Annotated in this window: 18 protein-coding genes; 3 read left to right on the top strand and 15 right to left on the bottom strand. The window is 55.2% G+C overall.

Annotation, left to right across the window (positions count from 1 at the left end):
* The first annotated feature begins 1 nt into the window (after position 1).
* From fliR to ABD735_RS14065, 3 genes are all read left to right on the top strand, one after another.
* Entirely contained in the window at positions 2-781 is a 780-nt protein-coding gene (gene fliR / locus ABD735_RS14075; protein WP_344807508.1) for a flagellar biosynthetic protein FliR, read from the top strand.
* Between the two features lie 18 nt (positions 782-799).
* On the top strand, positions 800-1,930 hold the full coding sequence (gene flhB / locus ABD735_RS14070; RefSeq protein WP_344807506.1) for a flagellar biosynthesis protein FlhB: 1,131 nt from the start codon (positions 800-802) through the stop codon (positions 1,928-1,930).
* A 112-nt stretch (positions 1,931-2,042) separates the two neighbouring features.
* Positions 2,043-3,767, top strand: a complete 1,725-nt coding sequence (locus ABD735_RS14065) for an alpha-amylase family glycosyl hydrolase (RefSeq protein ID WP_344807504.1) — start codon at positions 2,043-2,045, stop codon at positions 3,765-3,767.
* Here the strand turns inward: ABD735_RS14065 and ABD735_RS14060 are convergent.
* The 15 genes from ABD735_RS14060 to ABD735_RS13990 all read right to left on the bottom strand — a co-directional run bounded on the left by ABD735_RS14060 (position 3,669) and on the right by ABD735_RS13990 (position 16,805).
* Positions 3,669-3,968 carry a chromate transporter gene (locus ABD735_RS14060; RefSeq protein ID WP_344807503.1) on the bottom strand — a complete coding sequence of 100 codons (300 nt, stop codon included), beginning with the start codon at positions 3,966-3,968 and terminating at the stop codon, positions 3,669-3,671. The genes ABD735_RS14065 and ABD735_RS14060 overlap by 99 nt on opposite strands.
* Positions 3,969-4,152: 184 nt before the next feature.
* On the bottom strand, positions 4,153-5,295 hold the full coding sequence (locus tag ABD735_RS14055; RefSeq protein WP_344807501.1) for an OmpA family protein: 1,143 nt from the start codon (positions 5,293-5,295) through the stop codon (positions 4,153-4,155).
* Positions 5,296-5,336: 41 nt separating this feature from the next.
* Positions 5,337-6,068 carry a TadE/TadG family type IV pilus assembly protein gene (locus tag ABD735_RS14050; RefSeq protein ID WP_344807500.1) on the bottom strand — a complete coding sequence of 244 codons (732 nt, stop codon included), beginning with the start codon at positions 6,066-6,068 and terminating at the stop codon, positions 5,337-5,339.
* A 50-nt stretch (positions 6,069-6,118) separates the two neighbouring features.
* Entirely contained in the window at positions 6,119-6,613 is a 495-nt protein-coding gene (locus ABD735_RS14045; protein ID WP_344807498.1) for a tetratricopeptide repeat protein, read from the bottom strand.
* A gap of 53 nt (positions 6,614-6,666) precedes the next feature.
* Positions 6,667-7,026, bottom strand: a complete 360-nt coding sequence (locus ABD735_RS14040; RefSeq protein WP_344807496.1) for a DUF192 domain-containing protein — start codon at positions 7,024-7,026, stop codon at positions 6,667-6,669.
* Positions 7,016-7,903 carry a type II secretion system F family protein gene (locus tag ABD735_RS14035; RefSeq protein ID WP_344807494.1) on the bottom strand — a complete coding sequence of 296 codons (888 nt, stop codon included), beginning with the start codon at positions 7,901-7,903 and terminating at the stop codon, positions 7,016-7,018. The genes ABD735_RS14040 and ABD735_RS14035 overlap by 11 nt, the downstream gene beginning before the upstream one ends.
* Positions 7,904-7,917: 14 nt before the next feature.
* Positions 7,918-8,763 (bottom strand): type II secretion system F family protein, encoded by an 846-nt coding sequence (locus ABD735_RS14030; protein WP_344807861.1) that lies wholly within the window; start codon positions 8,761-8,763, stop codon positions 7,918-7,920.
* Complete coding sequence (locus ABD735_RS14025; protein ID WP_344807492.1) at positions 8,763-10,469, bottom strand: TadA family conjugal transfer-associated ATPase; 1,707 nt, start codon at positions 10,467-10,469, stop codon at positions 8,763-8,765. Before ABD735_RS14025 ends, ABD735_RS14030 begins: the two co-directional genes overlap by 1 nt.
* Positions 10,469-12,058, bottom strand: a complete 1,590-nt coding sequence (locus ABD735_RS14020) for a type II and III secretion system protein family protein (protein ID WP_344807490.1) — start codon at positions 12,056-12,058, stop codon at positions 10,469-10,471. Before ABD735_RS14020 ends, ABD735_RS14025 begins: the two co-directional genes overlap by 1 nt.
* A 98-nt stretch (positions 12,059-12,156) precedes the next feature.
* Positions 12,157-12,978, bottom strand: coding sequence for a Flp pilus assembly protein CpaB (cpaB, locus tag ABD735_RS14015; protein ID WP_344807488.1), 822 nt, complete (start codon positions 12,976-12,978; stop codon positions 12,157-12,159).
* 51 nt (positions 12,979-13,029) lie between these two features.
* Complete coding sequence (locus ABD735_RS14010; RefSeq protein ID WP_344807486.1) at positions 13,030-13,245, bottom strand: hypothetical protein; 216 nt, start codon at positions 13,243-13,245, stop codon at positions 13,030-13,032.
* Positions 13,245-13,991: a hypothetical protein gene (locus ABD735_RS14005; RefSeq protein WP_344807484.1), complete on the bottom strand. Its 747-nt coding sequence runs from the start codon at positions 13,989-13,991 to the stop codon at positions 13,245-13,247. The genes ABD735_RS14010 and ABD735_RS14005 overlap by 1 nt, the downstream gene beginning before the upstream one ends.
* Positions 13,988-14,890, bottom strand: a complete 903-nt coding sequence (locus ABD735_RS14000) for a hypothetical protein (protein ID WP_344807482.1) — start codon at positions 14,888-14,890, stop codon at positions 13,988-13,990. The genes ABD735_RS14005 and ABD735_RS14000 overlap by 4 nt, the downstream gene beginning before the upstream one ends.
* Entirely contained in the window at positions 14,887-16,437 is a 1,551-nt protein-coding gene (locus ABD735_RS13995; RefSeq protein WP_344807480.1) for a Tad domain-containing protein, read from the bottom strand. The genes ABD735_RS14000 and ABD735_RS13995 overlap by 4 nt, the downstream gene beginning before the upstream one ends.
* Positions 16,438-16,505: 68 nt before the next feature.
* The gene (locus tag ABD735_RS13990; RefSeq protein WP_344807478.1) at positions 16,506-16,805 is read right to left on the bottom strand and encodes a Flp family type IVb pilin; all 300 of its coding nucleotides are present in this window, start codon (positions 16,803-16,805) and stop codon (positions 16,506-16,508) included.
* Positions 16,806-16,952 lie beyond the last annotated feature (147 nt).

The raw sequence follows: 16,952 nt of genomic DNA, 5'->3' as shown, positions 1-16,952 counted from the left end.
CATGTTCACCTTCTCCGAAGCTGAAATCGGGCAAATGATTGGCCAGTACCTCTGGCCGTTGTTCCGCATCGCCAGCTTTCTGATGATCGTGCCGATCTTCGGCGCCAATTTCGTCAACGCCCGTGTACGGCTGAGCCTTGCGCTCGCCATTACTGTGGCCGTCGTCCCGACGCTGCCGGAAGCGCCGGCACTCGATCCCACTTCGATGCAGGCCATGCTGCTGGTCATGTATCAGGTCATCATCGGCATGGCGATGGGCTATGCCGTCACCGTGCTGTTTCAGGTCTTCGTGGTGGCGGGCCAGATCATGGCGATGCAGATGGGTCTCGGCTTCGCGGCGATGGTCGATCCTGCCAACGGCATCACCGTGGCCGCCGTGAGCCAGTTCTACCTGATGATGGTCACGCTACTGTTTCTGGCGATGAACGGTCATCTCGTGCTGTTCGAAGCACTGGTGCACAGCTTCACAGTGATGCCGATCGAAGCCGGCAGTCTCAGTGGCTCGGCTTTCTGGCTGCTTGCCAGTCGCGTGAGCTGGATGTTTTCCGCGGCGATGATGATTGCCTTGCCATCCGTGACGGCTTTGCTGCTCGTCAACCTGTCTTTCGGTGTGATGACGAGAGCCGCGCCACAGATGAACATTTTCTCCATCGGTTTTCCGATGACCGTGCTGTTCGGACTGATTGCTATCTGGGCGACATTCGGTGAAGTGCTGCCGCAGTTCCAGTTGCTCAGTGAGCAGACCTTCGAATTCATGAATGAGTTTATCCAGGCCCCATGAAGACGGGAGCGACCGCGCATGTCTGAAAACGACAGCAGTCAGGAAAAAACCGAGGAACCCACCCAACGGAAGATAGACAAGGCCCGAGAGGAGGGTCAGCTTCCGCGTTCCCGCGAATTGGCCACCTTTGCCGTGCTGTTCGCTGGCTGCGGAGGCATCCTCATGTTTGGCAGCTTTCTTATTACCACCATGGTTCAGGCTTTCACCGAATCTTTTACACTCGACCGAGAAATGCTGTTCGATACCAGCGCCATGTTCAGCCTGCTGGGTCTGCAAGCCGAACGTGCGGCAGTCGCCACTGCGCCGCTGCTAGGTGTGCTATTGGTCGCTGCCATAGCCGGACCGATCGCGCTCGGCGGCTGGATGTTCTCGGTCAAAGCCCTGGCCTTCAAAGGTAGCCGCATCAATCCCATCGCCGGCATCAAACGCATGTTTTCGATGAAGTCGATGATGGAGCTGTTCAAGGCCCTGGCGAAGTCCGCCACCATTGGCACCGTTGGCTGGCTGATCATCAGCAACTCGATCGACTCACTCGTTTTGCTCGGCAGGGAAGATCCCATTGCGGGCATGAGAGACGCGCTCGAGATCGTGGCCTGGGCCTTCTTCGCCTTGGGCTGCTCTACCATTCTCATCGCTATTGTCGATGTCCCTTTTCAGCTCTACGATAATAACAAGAACCTGAAAATGACCATGCAGGAGGTCAAGGACGAGTATAAGGACACCGAGGGCAAGCCTGAAGTCAAGCGCCGTATCCGCGAAGCCCAGATGGAAGCTGCCAGCCGCCGGATGATGCAGGACGTGCCGAAGGCCGACGTTATCATCACTAACCCGACGCATTTCGCGGTGGCGCTGAAATACGACAGCAACGGTGATAATGCGCCGATACTTCTGGCCAAGGGTGGTGATTTTGCGGCGGCCCGTATTCGTGAAATCGCTGCCAAGCACAAGATCGAAATTGTTTCGAGCCCGCCGCTGGCTCGATCCATCTACTATCATACCGAGGTCGGGAAGGAGATACCGAGCGGGCTCTATCTGGCCGTTGCCCAGGTACTGGCTTACGTGTTCCAGCTACGTGAATTCAGAAAGGGCCGGGGAGAGAAACCCTGGAAGGTACGCGACTTCAAGATTCCGAAAGATCTGGAGAAGTAGGTTCGCTTGCAGTCCTCAAAGCGCGTGGGTGAGCCTTTCTTAAAAATCGGTTAGACTGGGCTATCGCGCTGGTTGCCAGGGCGAATCCTGCAGTCAGCCTCTGGAGCCCAGCATGCAAGCAGTCCGACCTACAGCCACGATGACATCACGAGCAGCTGCTGTCGTGTTGGCGGTCACTCTGGTGGCCTGCGGCGGCGGCACAGACATCGATGGTTCAGGTGAAGGGATCGGCAATCGCGGTGAAGCCGAGCTCTATAGCGCCTATGCCTGCGATGTGGAGCGTTATGCGTCAGTCCGGGATCTGCGCATGTACCAGATCGTACTGGAAGCCTTCGTGGATCGCGACACGACCGCCAACTACAATGTAGGCCTTGGCAGCAGTGAGCACCGTGGCGACCTGCAGGGCGTCATCGAATCGCTCGACTACATTGAATCGCTCGGCGTCAATGCCATCTCGCTCTCGCCGGTGTTTGAATCGATTGCCATGCCTGGGCAAAGTTTCTTTGTCGACCGTCGTGACGCCACCGGTTATTTCGCCAGCAACTATTTCACTGTCGATCCAAACTTCGGTACCCCTGAACAGCTTCGCCTGCTGGTGGACGAGGCACACGCACGGGGCCTCTATGTTTTCCTGGACGGCGCCTTCGGTCACTTCAAAAACAATGCGGCGGCCTATCCCAGTCCTGAGGGTCTGAGTGTTTCGACCACTGGCGCGACAGAAGGTGAGTTCAGCCGCAGGGCGGTGTACCCGGAGGATCTCGCTTTCTTTCAGAGTGTCGCCAGCTACTGGATTACAGAGTTTGGTATCGATGGCTGGCGTCTCGACAGAGCCGATCAGATACCCCTCGGCGCACTGGGTGAGATTCGCCAGGCTGTCGAAATTGCTTCTGATAGTGTCGACTACGATTTTGCCGGTACGCAGAGCAATCCACTCGGTTTCGTCGTCGGCGACGTCTATGAGGCCAATCGTGAATCACTGAGTGCTGCGCTCTATGGCGATATCGATCAGCCCGGCTTGTGTTCGGCCTTCGATATTCCGCTGCGAAATGCGCTGGTACAGAGCTTTGCCATTGATGAATCTGGGTTGACCATACCCACGGCTGAAAATCTGCGGATTGGCTTCGGCATCGAGAATGGCAGCTTCCAGTATCCTGATTTCGCAGTACCCACCGCGTTCATCACGAATCACGAGCGCGTACGCCTGGGCGACCTTCTGCAACGCGGCAATATTGCCGAGCCTGTCGACCCTGAATACTGGCAGCGAATCGGCGCTGCCTACGAGACGCTCGCTGCCAATAGCGGTCCGAGCAGTCTGTACTACAACGAAGAGATTGGGGCAGAACTAGATGGCTTTGATACCCGGGTGGATTGCACCAACGATGGCGGTATCGGCTTGAGCGCTGGGACCTGTGATGATTTTGTCAGTCGCACGCAGGCCCGGATCGATGGCGTCAATATAGATCTTGGTATCCCCCAGTATGAGGAAGAGCAGGCCCTGAGGACCGCCGTGGCTGAACTGAACACACTCAGAAGCCAGGAGCCAGCGCTTTATCGAGGCACTGCCACGGCCATGACTGTGGATGAAACCACTTCATCTACCGGACGGGTGTTTTCGGTGTTGAAAAGCGACGGCACCGACAGGGTCGCCTATCTGGTCAACCTGTCGAACACCCCCAGAACTGTGGGCTTCTCTGCCGGTGCGCTGCTGACCGCAACGCCAGCCACGCTGTTGCGTGATCTACAGAGCGGTGCCCCAGAAAGCGCCGACGCCAACGGCAATTTCAACGTGTCTCTCGATCCCTACGAGGGGCGATTTTTGAAAGTGGACGGGCTGTAGCATTATAGCCACCACTGCAGGCTTGATGCCATAGCGAACGCCAGCCACTACTAGCGCGTCCCCAGACACCAGATTCACCCACGCCAGCAGGCAGAGCAGTAGCAGGGACGGCAGCACGAACAGGACCCCATCCAGTATGCCGTCCTTCGTTCGGTGCAGTAGCCAGCCGATATAGATGGCTAGCTGCGTGGCCGGCGGCACCGCCAAAGCTGATGAAGCTCAACTTCAGCCAGTGCCAGAAGGCTTCCTTGAGACTGACTGGAGCGGGGGGTAGAAAGTGGAGACGCTGTCATCGAGCTGATCCTGAGGTCATGAGAATTGGATACGGCAGCGAAGAATGCTGCAGTATCCGGTGCGGCTGTACTCAGGAGAAGCTCGTAATTGGCTACTTGGTGCTCACGGTAAGCTTATCCTCTTTCGACAGAGTCCCGGGCGAAGCACCAGTTTCGTTTGCCACCATCGGAGATTCACCCCAGCCGGCCGATAACATTCGAACGACCACCTTTCGCTGCTGGGCCGCTGGCAAATGCCCGGGCGCAGTATCTCCATAGGCTGCAGTCACCAGGCAGTCCTGGGGAAGGCCGGCTGTCGCCAGGGCTGCCCAAACGTTTGCTAACCGGCGCTCGGAAAGCGCCATATTATCTTCTGAGCTCCCGGCAACATCGGTATGACCTTCGAGCAGTATTCTGCGATCCCGGGTGCAGGCATTCAGAGCCAGCGTATTCCGCAACAGTGCCTCGCGCTGCGGAGCGTCAAGCTCTGCTTGTCCGGTATCGAAATACACCGCGAAGCTCTGCTGCGGAAACATGAGTGGATCCAGCCTGCCATCCTGCTGCACGTGGTATTGATGAATGCTTGGTTTGTAATGAGTTACAGCGAGCCGAACACAACACCCCAATCGGGTTGCATAGACTTCAAAAATATCAGTGATGAACTCCTCGGCTACGTTTGAAGGGGCCGAGGTAGACAGCCGTTGATAAGCCTGCTGTTCGAGCGGTCCGGCACCATACAACTTGAAGCGCTCATTCCAGCGCTGACTGTCACCGCACTCTGCGCCCGCACACGAGTCGATCATTCTGGCGCCGCGCATGGTCAGTTGTGACACGGTTTCAGCCATGATTTCCGGCAAGCCGCTTTCTTCCGCAGCATCGAAAACGATGGTGAAACTATCGAAAAGATTGTCATCAGACGCGACTGGCGCGGTCGCCATCTGGTCACTTGTTGAAGGATCACTTGTTGTCGTGGTGACAAACGGCTGCTTTGGAAAGCTTACCGTCGAAGCGATGCGCTTCGACTGTTCGAAAATTGACAGGCTCAGCGCTTTGGGCAGGCTGATGTCCAACCTGTGCTCGGGTACCAAATATTCGTCGAAGAACGGCGACTTCGTGCTTGCTCCGTAGACGGTGCTGCTCGTGGCCGCAAACATGAGCAACAGAGCCCGCGCCCAAGAAGCGCCAGTTAGTGCTTGTCTAGAAGACCATTTGGTAAGCTCAGTACTTCGACTGACGTTGACATTGAACTTTTGCATCAGGAACTCCTTTTCAACTGATGATGGGTTTAACTAATGTGCTATTGGCCGAGAAATCGACCCATTACCGGGGTTTGCATATGAACAATCGCATCCGCGGTAAGTGCTACGAAGCGTCTCTTGAAGGGCACCAAATCACTCATCGTACCCCCGCCATTTGCGCAAGCTGTCAGGAAAACCCTTCGCTCAGCACCGAAAATCGAATCTGGGATAAGCCGTTGAGCCATGTCTATTGCGTGGTCGAGAACCGGCGTTACAAGTTCATGACAGTATCTGAGTCTGATCTTCAGTAGATTTGCATCCTGAATGCTCACTCGACGGCCATCGATCATTTTTGGGGCGCTTGATCGAAAGCGCAGGTTGTCGTTGGGGATGACCAGGTTCAACTTCATTGGTCGCAAACTCTTGTCACCACAATCCCCGATCTGTCCGGCACCGAGCATGAGGTCCTGTTTGAACGCATTGAACATGTCGGGTGTCGGGCTGACAATATCGAGTTGCGTTGCAATATCGATCCTGTCCAGCATATGAGAGCTGAGCGAATTGAGTCCGATTTCCCATGCTGATCGATTCGCATCCATGAAGAGAGGTGCCATCGAAATGATGATCTGGCGATCCATGGCCGGCTTGCAGGCATTTGTCAGGCTGCCTGTTCGTGCGACCATTTCAGCTGCGTGATTCAGCACTGACTTGGCTCGGTAGGCATAGCTGAACTCGACAATACCCAAAATGAACACCAGTAATACGGGCAGCACAAAGAGGGTTTCAACCATGGTGACTCCGCGCTGCTCTCGGCTTGATTGCAAGACGCCACGAAGCGCTTTCATCGCTCGCCTGCCGCGTCGATCTGAGAAATCAACTGCAGCAGGTCGGTATTGACGGCAGTCAAATTTCGGCTCACTGCCGTTCGAGCGGTTTGTCGTGCAAGTTGCAGATAGGCAAGCGAAAGATTGTGCCAATAGCGTTGGTCACCTTCGTCGAGGCTTATCGCACGCTTGTAATAGAGTACAGCCTCTTCAGGCTGGCCTATTCTCGAGCTAGTGTTGGCGAGCTTGAACCATCCGTAGCTGAATTCGGGATAGTCGCGGGTGATTGAGAGGTAAGCCGATCTCGCCTCGCTGTACAGACCCTGGTAATAGAGTTTGTCCGCCTCATTGACGCGCTCGCTACTGGTAATTTGTTCACTGCCCAGCGTGGGCAGCTGCAGGTGGCTACAGGCACTGATGATGCTGACGATTATGCAGAGAATGATGATTCTCAGGCTTGATCGCACCGGACTGAGTTTCAGTAATGGCCAGGTCAAAAAGTTCGAATGCATGGTGTGAGTTCCTTTCACAGTCAATCTGTTGTCAATAATCCGTAAAACGCTAGTCAGCGCAAAGCAAGTGCGTCGCCCACAGTCCACTGCAAGCCTGCCGCTTGCCCAGCTGCAAGCTCGAGCGTATGGGCAGCCTTGGGGCAACGCCTGAACCTGAAGGCCCCGACATGGCTATGCATCGCCAGTATGCGAAAGTCTGCGCTCAGGAAAATCACATCTATGGCAAAGCGCATGCCGATGGTGTGCACGGCATTGCATTCTTCCAGTAACAGACCTTGCCGGACATCGAGGCGTTTTCGGCCAAGAAGCCCGCGCAGACGCTGTAGAAACGATGCAGCGATCAGGGCCTCGACGATACGTCCGTCCTGATTTTCAATCACTGTAGTCCGCAGACAGAGGGCTCTAGAGTTCATACATAAACTTCATGACGATTGGAAAGCCCAGCAGGATGAATGTGATGGGAAAGATGAAGGCCACCAGCGGAAATACCAGTTTCACAGGGGCCTGAAGCGCGAGCTTCTCGGCACGCTGAAATCGCTCGTTTCGCCGCTGTTCTGCCTGGATGCTCAATGTGCCCGAGAGACTCGACCCACTCTGTTCCGCCTGAACGATGGCGTTCACCAGCAGATTCAACTCTTTCACCTGGTTTCGGGAGGCGAGTTCCCGCAGGGCCTGCGACTTGCCTTTGCCCGCTCTGATATCGCGAAGCACCCGCGCAAACTCATTCCTCAGCGGACCATCCGGACCTTTTGCTACGGCTTGCTGCAGAGCGCCCGAGAAGTTGAGCCCAGCCTCTAGAGTCATGACGAGGTAGTCGACAAATACCGGCAGCGCGCGAACCAGCGCTTTTTCCCGCTTGAGTCGCATGTCTCGTACACTCAGCTGAGGCAGCACAAGACCAACAAGTAGCAGCAACACAAGGCTCGCTATAGAGCTATCAGATTCCACGATGTTCAGGCAGATCCACCCAAGACTCATGCTCAAAAACGCCGATACGACATGAAGACTGATGTATTCGGCGGAGGTCAGCACAAAACTCATGCCCGATGTCAGCAGCTGTTGCTCCAGGCGCTGATGCAGTCGTTGTGGAACGAGCAGGTCGGCGAGTGGCTCTAGCGCTGCAACGAGTGGCCAGATCAAGCGCAAAAATCGCGGCAGGGGATCCATGTAGTCTCGATGCTGCGCTCGCATCCAGGCTACGAGTCGCCAGAGACCCCAGACCAGCAGGCAGGCGCTGAGGACATAGAGACATATAATGAAATTACTGGTCAGCATAAGGTATTCATCCATGAGTTCCCGGTGCTTTAAATGTCGATCATCACGATCTTGCGGATGATCATGCTGCCAACTGCCAACAGAACACTGGCTACTGCCAGCACAAGCCATCCCCAGGGATCAGTCCAGAGTCTCGACATTGCCTCTGGTTCCAGATGGTAGACGGCAAAGGCAATCAGAAACGGCAGGCCTGCCATGACCCAGCCCTGCATTCGACCTTGTGAAGTGAGCGCCTTGATCTTGCCCTCCATTTCACGCTTCCGTCGCAGTGTTTCTGCAAGATTAGCGAGCATGATGCCAAGGTTTCCGCCCACCTCCTTATTGATGAGGATCCCAGTGGACAGCAGTGTCACGGCTTCGCAGGCGTTCCTTTTCTCGAAATCGCAGATCGCCTGCTCAAGTGGGATACCCATTCTCAAATCGCCCAGTAACCTTGAAAATTCATCCTTCGAAGGCTGCATACTTTCCTTGCAGCAAAGCTCCAAAGCAGTCATCAGACTCGAGCCAGAGGCGAGAACACTCGAGACTCCAAGAATGACGTCCGGCAGTTGTTCCTGCAGCGCCTTGAGGCGCTTTATATGGTTGTGGGCCTGAAGAGCGATCGGGAAAGCGAATACGGCGATACCGGCCACTACCGAGAGCGGAATCGGCACCGAGGCTGCCAGGAGCATCAGACAGAGAACGAAGCCGAGCGCAGCGCGAACAACTGACTGAGCCCACAAGGCACGCAGCATTGCGCCATTGGTGTCAGCCTGACCGGCCATATGGCGGGTCGAACTCTGAAGCGTACCAACCGCCAACTCGGCTTTGTTGCCAATCGCCAATGTCAGCAAAAGAGCGCTGAGTGAGAACAGTCCAATGATCAGATACAGCATCACGCGGCAACCCCACTCGTATCGAACCAACTCATGTCGACGTTGATGCCCCTGCGTCGCAGCTGCTCACAGATGTCGGGAATGATGCCGGTTGCTGTAAAGTGACCCTGAACACGTCCGTCACCATCGTAGCCAGTCGCCTGAAAGCGGAAAATTTCAGCCAGCTGTACAACGCCCTGTTCGATGCCGCAGACTTCGCTGATTGATGTGATCTTGCGACTACCACAAGGGAATCTGGTCTGCTGAACGATGTAGCTGACGGCTGAGCAGATCTGCTCTCGGATCGCCTGAATCGGCATACCCATGTCCGCCATCATGACCATCACCTCCATTCTGGAAAGACAATCCCTTGGTGTATTGGCGTGAGCGGTGGTGAGCGAGCCATCATGGCCAGTATTCATGGCCTGCAGCATATCGAGCGCCTCACCGCCGCGGCATTCACCAACAACGATCCGGTCAGGTCTCATTCGCAGACAGTTCCTGACCAGGTCCCGAATGCTGACGGCACCCTTTCCTTCCTGGTTAGAAGGTCGCGCTTCGAGCGACACCAGGTTGGGCTGGGTCAGCCTGAGTTCAGCCGCATCTTCGACCGTTACAATTCGTTCGCTCGCTGGAATGGCGGCCGACAACACATTTAGCAAGGTGGTCTTGCCGGAGCCAGTGCCGCCTGAAATCACGACGTTCTGTTTTTCCTTCACGATGAGGTTGAGGAAATCAGCCATGGCCTGGTTCATGCTGCCGAACTGGCAGAGCTGTGCGGCCGTCAGATTATGCTCAGGAAATTTTCGGATCGTGATGCAGGGTCCTTTCAAGGCCAGGGGCGGAATCACGGCGTTTACTCGCGAACCATCCTTCAGTCGAGCATCGACCATAGGCGATGACTCATCGATTCGACGTCCGAGCGGTGCGACAATTCGCTCGATAGCCGAGATAACCGCCTGCCTGTCGGAAAATTCGACCGAAGAGCGATGCAGTCGACCTGCTTTTTCAAAGAAGATCTGGTCATGTGCGTTCACCATGATTTCTGTGACGGCGCTGTCTTTCAGGAGAACTTCCAGAGGTCCCAGGCCGAGTGCTTCATCCAGCACTCGTTTTTCGAGTGCTGAACGATCGACGCTATCTGAAAGTGCACCCATCTGCTCGATAACCTCTGCAATCCAGCCGGGCGCCTGACGCCAGAGATCTGCTTCGGGGAGCGTGTTGACATCGATTCGTCTGCGTTCCAGATAGAGGATCAGCCCCTGATGGGCCTGTATCTGAAGACGCCGCATCTCTTCGCCATTGAGGCTGTCTGGCGGCACTATGGTCTCGGCGAATGGCAGCGGCGATTTGGCGGTCCCAGCCGGCACGCTGACGCCCGACTGCTCGACATCAGAAGCTGTCATTTTCGATTCAGGCCTGATGGAATCGTCCGCTGCTGTCCAATCAATGCTCAGGCAGTGCTGGGCGATCTGAACGACATCCTCACGATTCAAAGCCTGTGACGCCGTTATACGCCTTCCGTTTACCCGTACTACGGCCTGATCGATTGGCGTAAGCTCAGCGATGCCCGTGCTGATATCGATGACGCAGTGCTCCTTCTGCACCGACCAGCCTTTGAGCACTAGTGCACTGGTTGTACTTTTTCCAATCGTACACCGGGTGAGCGGCAAGCTGGTTCTCTCGATGAAACCGCCATTGCGGTCGCGGACTATGATGGTCAGCATTAGTCCTGAATCCTCTCGGAGAGCCAATCCATACCGGAGGTCTGTTCATTGACATGCCCGCCAAGACGCTCCAAATCAGTGATCGGCGCTTCGGGATTCAGGACATCGCCCGAACTATCGAGGAACTTGATTCTTGGCGTCAGAAATATTGCCAGCTCCCGACCTTCGTTTTCGGTGTTTGTTGTTCTGAATAGCGCGCCGATCAGCGGCAGATCGCCGAGGAGCGGGACTTTGCTGACACTTTCAGCTTCTGTATTAGCCAACAGGCCAGACATGACAATGGTTTCACCGTCTTTCGCATTGATGGTGGACGACACCGATTTTGAAATGAGTCCAGGTACACCGTTGATATTGATCGAACTGTCGATCGAGCTCACTTCAGCGTCGACCTCCACCATGATCTTGCCTTCGTAGCTCAGCTGCGGCAGCACATTGAGCTTGACGCCGTAGCTACGAAAACTCACTGCGATATTGCCAGTATTCTGATCCACAACGGGATAGGGGAGTTCACCGCCAGAATGGAATGTCGCCACGGCGCCGTCTCTGGCGCTGAGCATCGGTCTGGCGAGCATTCGAGCTTCACCCGCTTCTTCCATCAGTTCAATCCTGGAGCCGATATTGCTCAATAGCCCCACTGAGCTGTGGAAGTTGGTGTCGTTCACTGGTATAGCTTCAGCTATTTGAGCGGCGCCATTAAAGTCTACTGCGGATCGAAAAAAGGGATTGACCGTACCTGTCGCCGCCATAGCTGCGGAAGGCCCAGCAATGGAGCTGTCCCAGCGAACACCGAGCTGCTCAAGGTTGCGCTTCCTGAGTTCCAGAATCTTCACATCGATGAGGATCATCGACTTCATTTTTGCCAGGTCAATCTGTGCCAGGTTGATCACCTGCGGGTAACGCTGGAGGACTGTCTCGATCGTGTTCTTGAATTCAGGCCCGTACGAACCAGTCAGCCGAATGCCGTCGTCAGACCCTTCGACTTTGAGCGTGTCGATATGCCTCAGTGCTGAACGCACGACGGCAACACTGTCAACATGGAGTTGCAACACGACCTGCTGTATGAGGTCCTTCCCCAGAAGCGTTTGAATGCGCTCGAGATCCTTGGCCGTTTTGAGCTGGCCGGTCACGAACACCAGACTTTCTCTCACGCTGACTTTCAGCTCAGTAAACGGCGTAAGCCGAGCGCGAACCTGACGCGCGAGTTTTTCGGGGTTTTCTGCCCGAACCTGGACTCGCACCAACTGCTTCCTGTTGCCGGTTTGCCAGATGACGATTTCTGTATCGCCAGCCTTCTGTGGAATGATGAGCAGTTCATCGTTTTCCAACAGACTTGTGGAGACGATCTCGTCATTGCCGACAGCCACGCGCTCGATATCCTTGATCCGCAGCGTTTCAACCTTGCCCAAGTGAAGACTGACGGCATCAGTTCGGTGGATCGGAAAGCGGTCAGCTGCGGTCGACGGTGCGCTTGGCATGAGGAGCAGAGAGAAGAGGCTAAATACAACAGCTTTGGCCGTTTTCCCCCCAAGCGTTTTATAAGTTGCAGGCGCTCGAACACCTGCACCAATTCCATGCAAATAAGTCGTCATAGTACATCCTTTAATATGACGTAATTCGTGTGCGGCAGAATCCGTTCCGCCGAGTATGCTTGTATTTCAGTAGAGCGCAGGGCCCAGGGGCCCCGAGATTATTTCACCGACAGAGAAACGTTCTTGCCGGTGAGGGAGCCGGACTCCGTACCGCTTTTCGTGTACACGGTAATCGTTCGATTCTGGCCTTTCTGACCGAGCTGACTGACCAGGGAGCTGTTGTCCCCTCGGTTTCGCAGCAGCGTGATTACGCCATCGCCCTGTTGAGCCAGCATGACATCCGAAGCCTTGGCAACCTCTAGAAGAACTGTAATGGTCGAGTACTGTTGTCTATCATCGACTCCAGCCATCTGTCCTTTCGAAGAATCTTTCGAGGCACTGCGCATGGCGCCTGTAGCCACCACCTCGATGTTCTCCGCCAGCAGGTGGAGCCTGTCACTAGCTTCTTCAGCCAGAGCCTTCAGGAGATCCACCCGGTCACCAACTTCAATCATGCGCTCATTGGAAGAGTTTTCATCGACCCTGATGGTCACGGGTCTATAGCCGACAGGAATAAGCTCCGAGAACGTGTAAGCGATTTCGCCGCCAAGATAGCTGCGTAGCAGAGGCTTTCCGGCAGGGATGGCAAACGTGATTTCGAGCGATTTGATCGACTCGAAGTCAGCTGGTGTCAGTACGTCGACTGGCAGGAATTCCGGATCGGCGTTAGCCACAGCAAGATTGCCCGCCGAAGCGAACGCGCCAGCTTCGATATCCTGAGAGGCCACCAGAATCTCGGACGTAGCCGAGAATTGTGCCCTCAGCCGCTCAGTCAATGACTGTTCCTTGGCATCGAGATAACTGGCTGAGAGGTACACTGCCAAGCCACCAACGATAAGCGCGACCACGATGATCGCCCACGATTTCAATACAGCTTTCATGATATTCACCTCCTTGTGAAGATCAATTTATAGAGTGATACCGGTTAGCGCTTATCGCGCATCCGGCATCGACATCGCATATACCCAGGCATTGTGATTGGCCCTGATACCATCGACGAGTCGTTCGCCAACCGTTTTTCCACTTGCCTGAGGTAAGCCGTCCTCACCCAGAGGGACGAATAGCACGGCAACCAGCATGAGTAGGCAAACCAGATATTCGATACCGATGGCGCCGCATGCTTTGCGAGCCTTCAAAGTTCTGCCCATTATTCTCCACCCTTCTCGATAACGGCTACGACACCACTGTAAGCCGTGCCGAGTGCCTGCACCGAAACAAGTAGTCGCTCGTCCTCGCGTACAGCGACCAGTTCACGGCCCATATGACCAGAGCCGGGCAGGCCGCGCAGTCGCTCAACGCGCCAGTTGTTCTTGATCAGTGCACCGGCCAGGCTACCTACCACAAAGTCGGGCTGTCCTTTAGCCTCAAGCGCCACGGTCGTTGCCTGTCTAGGACCGAAGTCATTATGCTCCTGACTCAGAATTCGGCCACCCACGTACGACTGGAGGGCCAACACTGTTGAAGACGTCGGCCGCTTCTTGGCACGTGCGGGTGCACTCAATGAAATAAGGGCTGCTCCCCGCAGGCCGGCGGAAAACTCCCCGACGACAACGTACTCGTCGAGAAGGCAGCTCAGCACCTTTGGTTTGTGCTTTAACCCCGGGGGCACGTCCTCTAATGCCTCCAAAGGCTCTGAATTGAGTAAACAGTGACGCCCATTACGAAGCCAGTCTGCGGCTAGCCAACTGAAGATATCCTTCTCTCGGCTAATGGCGGTTACCTCAAATATCCGCACTGGTAAGAAACCCGCTACCCAGCTCTCCTCGGCAATGAGCTCCACTTTCGCCTCTGGAGGAAAATCAAGTTCGGGCCAGTGCTCTTCGGCAAATGCCAGATCGCTTAGCAGAAGGGGGATCACAAGACCCAGCCACCTGTTCTTGCACATTGTATTCATCGGTTCACCACATAGGGTTTCAGAAGATCGGCCGGTAGCGTGTCGATGTTGGACTGACCAAGCTTCAGTTCTCTGAATTCTTCCGTCCACGGCGTCCATGAGGCGACTTCGAGCAACTTGGGAACGAAATCGCTGTCACCCAGTTTGCCAGTCGGATTCAGTTGCGCCAGCTGGCCACTTTGTTCGGCGGGGCCAGCAGCCTGCCAGCCATTCGTCAACATGCCGAGGCTACCCCCATAAGTCAGTCCCGCCTCCGGCAGGCCGGTCGAATCCATCCCCCGATGCCAGGGCAGCGGACGCAGGTTTACGTGGGTCCGATATTTTACGTAGCCATTTGTGTCGAGTTTGAAGTCGGTCTTCTCGAAAATATCGCCAAGAAGATCTATCGCCGCAGCCCCAACTCCACCAAGCGAGCCATTGACGCGAGTCAGGCTATGCAGCTGTCGCTCCTTTTGATCGCCAGCTGGCAGCAGCAATGAGACCTGGCCTGCCGACGTTTCGGTGACACCTGCCTGAGCGGAGCCGCTCGATGGCGGGATGAACTGCATGAAACTCCTGCCTTCAGCGCCTGGTCCTTGCGACGCCGAGTTATCGGCGCCGGGAGCTGTGTCACCGATTGGCATAACTTCATGAGCAAATATGTGGCGATCAGCCCGACTGAGCAGCTGTGCATCGGAACGCACGGCGTTGTGCTGCGCAAAAGGAGAGTTGGTCTCGCTCCATACAGTGCGTTCCCAGACTGCATATTTTGCGGCCTGCTCGACCTTGTGACGGCTGTCCAGATACTTTGCCAGCAAGGGCAGGGCCAGCATCATTGGTACGAACACGAAACTGCTGACAATAAGCATCTCAGTAAGCGCCTGGCCGGAATGTATTGGCTTTATCGAAATGTTCATCATTGCCCCACCGCATCCAATCCAGTAATTGCCGCCGTCAAAGCACTCTTACCTTCGAACTCGGCCAGTCGTGGATACCAGAAGGGATTGTATAGATTCGCCAATTCGTATCGGTTGTCCCGGCGGCGCCAGAGGTCACTTGAGCGCTCATAAACAGCCTTCGCAGCAGCAGTCGCATGCATATTGCCCAATGCTGCCGTTCTGGCATCTGCAGTGCGCAGGGCCAGTTTGCCATCCTGACGCACGATGGTATCGTTTCGGCTACTGTCCTTGATGGCGGTCAAAGGCTTCTGAATCAACACTCTGAAAATCGGGCTCCCGCTGATGCCGGTGTCCATCTCTTCACGGGTTGGTGTGCGAAGCTGGTAGAAATCCCGCAGGCCGTGGACATTAGCGCCGGTAGTGACTCCTGGAGCGGGCATGCCAAATCCGTTGTTGCGGCCCTCACCGACCTTATAGTGGGCGATGTGTTCGGGTGTATTGCGTTTGCCTTCGAAAAACTGCTCTCCCGCGAGGTCTCGCAGTTGATTTGATTGCCAGGCATAGCGATTCGTACGTGCAGCCTTATTCCAGCCATTTGAGTTCACCGAAGACCATTCAAATGCCGTGTCATGGTGGGTGGCCTGTCTTCCCCAGGCGACAGGCAGGGCTTCATTCCAATCGCCGCCGAACAAGCCACCAAGATCTCGCGTATGGACGCTCAAGGTATCCACAGCAGACCAGCTGTAATAGGGGTTGGTCTTACCAGGCACTCTGCCGAACTCCGTGCCGCCTCGCTGAACCATCTTGATGAGACGAGCATTGAAAAAGGTATTTGAGCGCTTTTTGACGAATTCGTCGCGGCTGGCAAGCACCATGTTTCTGAAGCTGTCGAATTGTCTTCTCGATTCGGCGCGATCAGCCGGCGTTGCTGAGCCAATCTCAGTATCTTCAACCGACCAGCGACGTGTGAAACGATTGAAGGCTGCTAGATCACTCACCATGTAGAACGCACTCGCTGCGTTGACTTCGGCAGCGGGATCATTGTCCTTGACCAGAGCAGGGATGGACTCCGCCAGCTGAACGGTGGTCGACGCATGCCAGGCCAGCGACGCTTTACTGAACAGCCCTATCAAGGTGTCGAGTGTAAAAGTCGTTGTCGATGCAGCGATCTGCGTTGTCATATTGATGGTGCCGAGCGCGATTTCGGCAGCGCGAAAGAACGGTCCTACAACCGGGATCTTCTCAAGCAAAATGTCCGCGTTGTATTGGCTCTGCTGGGCAATCTGCATATAAGAACTGATGGCAACCATCTGCCCGATGGCACTCTGATTGACGACCATTGCCCGGTTCATATAGCTGTGAAAATTGAGTTCGCGAGCCTGTAACACAGCCGCACTGTAGGCCGCTGAGTCAGCAATATTCTGAAGTCTCGTCTTCTCGAGACTGATTTTTCCCGTGTCGTAGATCTGTAAAAAAGCCAGGCAGACGGTTGCCATGAAAAGCGTCGAGAAAACGAGCACATTCCCTTGCTGCGTACTGCTGTCTGAAATCCTTTTCAAACGTCGCATCTTCGAATTCCTTTACTAAGGTAGGTCGACTACCTGGCTGAAAACCTTATCAGTGCGGGGGGAGGGTGTTATTCAATGGCCTTGGTGGCAGCCTTGTCGTAGTTTGACAGGTTGGCGCGATCATTGGCCGCAGAAATATCGAGGGCATCCTTACCCGCAGTGTTGGCCCGACCCGTCGCAACAGTACCTGACTGACCGCCGATCTCAGCCGCCATACCAGCGACCTGGTTGCGGACAGCAGAGCCGAACATGCCATATACGCCGATAGCTGATACAGCAATGAGCGCAACGATGATGATGTATTCGGTCATGCCCTGACCAAGAGACTTTTTTCTGGAAACGAACGAAGTGAAACTGAACGCGCGCATGCGTCCTCCTTGAGCAAATGATGTCCATCCTGGACTGGAAGTGCTGGAGGAAGACGAGGCTTTGAAGGCTAACGCAACCACATCCTGTGGTAAGCATTATTCGACGTACTGCGCTGTCTCCCTGACAGCGGAGCGCATATTAAATTC

The sequence above is a fragment of the Allohahella marinimesophila genome (assembly GCF_039538005.1).
GTDB lineage: Bacteria > Pseudomonadota > Gammaproteobacteria > Pseudomonadales > Oleiphilaceae > Allohahella > Allohahella marinimesophila.
This window is presented reverse-complemented; position numbering and strand designations above follow the sequence as displayed.

What these genes read in the sequence shown, in the direction of transcription:
- ABD735_RS14030 (WP_344807861.1), bottom strand. Translation starts at nt 8,763, where the DNA reads ATGCTGTATCTGATCATTGGACTGTTCTCACTCAGCGCTCTTTTGCTG.
- ABD735_RS14055 (WP_344807501.1), bottom strand. Translation starts at nt 5,295, where the DNA reads ATGCAAAAGTTCAATGTCAACGTCAGTCGAAGTACTGAGCTTACCAAA.
- ABD735_RS14035 (WP_344807494.1), bottom strand. Translation starts at nt 7,903, where the DNA reads ATGGATGAATACCTTATGCTGACCAGTAATTTCATTATATGTCTCTAT.
- ABD735_RS14000 (WP_344807482.1), bottom strand. Translation starts at nt 14,890, where the DNA reads ATGATGAACATTTCGATAAAGCCAATACATTCCGGCCAGGCGCTTACT.
- ABD735_RS14005 (WP_344807484.1), bottom strand. Translation starts at nt 13,991, where the DNA reads ATGAATACAATGTGCAAGAACAGGTGGCTGGGTCTTGTGATCCCCCTT.
- flhB (WP_344807506.1), top strand. Translation starts at nt 800, where the DNA reads ATGTCTGAAAACGACAGCAGTCAGGAAAAAACCGAGGAACCCACCCAA.
- ABD735_RS13995 (WP_344807480.1), bottom strand. Translation starts at nt 16,437, where the DNA reads ATGCGACGTTTGAAAAGGATTTCAGACAGCAGTACGCAGCAAGGGAAT.
- ABD735_RS14045 (WP_344807498.1), bottom strand. Translation starts at nt 6,613, where the DNA reads ATGCATTCGAACTTTTTGACCTGGCCATTACTGAAACTCAGTCCGGTG.
- ABD735_RS14010 (WP_344807486.1), bottom strand. Translation starts at nt 13,245, where the DNA reads ATGGGCAGAACTTTGAAGGCTCGCAAAGCATGCGGCGCCATCGGTATC.
- ABD735_RS14065 (WP_344807504.1), top strand. Translation starts at nt 2,043, where the DNA reads ATGCAAGCAGTCCGACCTACAGCCACGATGACATCACGAGCAGCTGCT.
- ABD735_RS14020 (WP_344807490.1), bottom strand. Translation starts at nt 12,058, where the DNA reads ATGACGACTTATTTGCATGGAATTGGTGCAGGTGTTCGAGCGCCTGCA.
- ABD735_RS14050 (WP_344807500.1), bottom strand. Translation starts at nt 6,068, where the DNA reads ATGGTTGAAACCCTCTTTGTGCTGCCCGTATTACTGGTGTTCATTTTG.
- fliR (WP_344807508.1), top strand. Translation starts at nt 2, where the DNA reads ATGTTCACCTTCTCCGAAGCTGAAATCGGGCAAATGATTGGCCAGTAC.
- ABD735_RS14025 (WP_344807492.1), bottom strand. Translation starts at nt 10,469, where the DNA reads ATGCTGACCATCATAGTCCGCGACCGCAATGGCGGTTTCATCGAGAGA.
- ABD735_RS14040 (WP_344807496.1), bottom strand. Translation starts at nt 7,026, where the DNA reads ATGAACTCTAGAGCCCTCTGTCTGCGGACTACAGTGATTGAAAATCAG.
- cpaB (WP_344807488.1), bottom strand. Translation starts at nt 12,978, where the DNA reads ATGAAAGCTGTATTGAAATCGTGGGCGATCATCGTGGTCGCGCTTATC.
- ABD735_RS13990 (WP_344807478.1), bottom strand. Translation starts at nt 16,805, where the DNA reads ATGCGCGCGTTCAGTTTCACTTCGTTCGTTTCCAGAAAAAAGTCTCTT.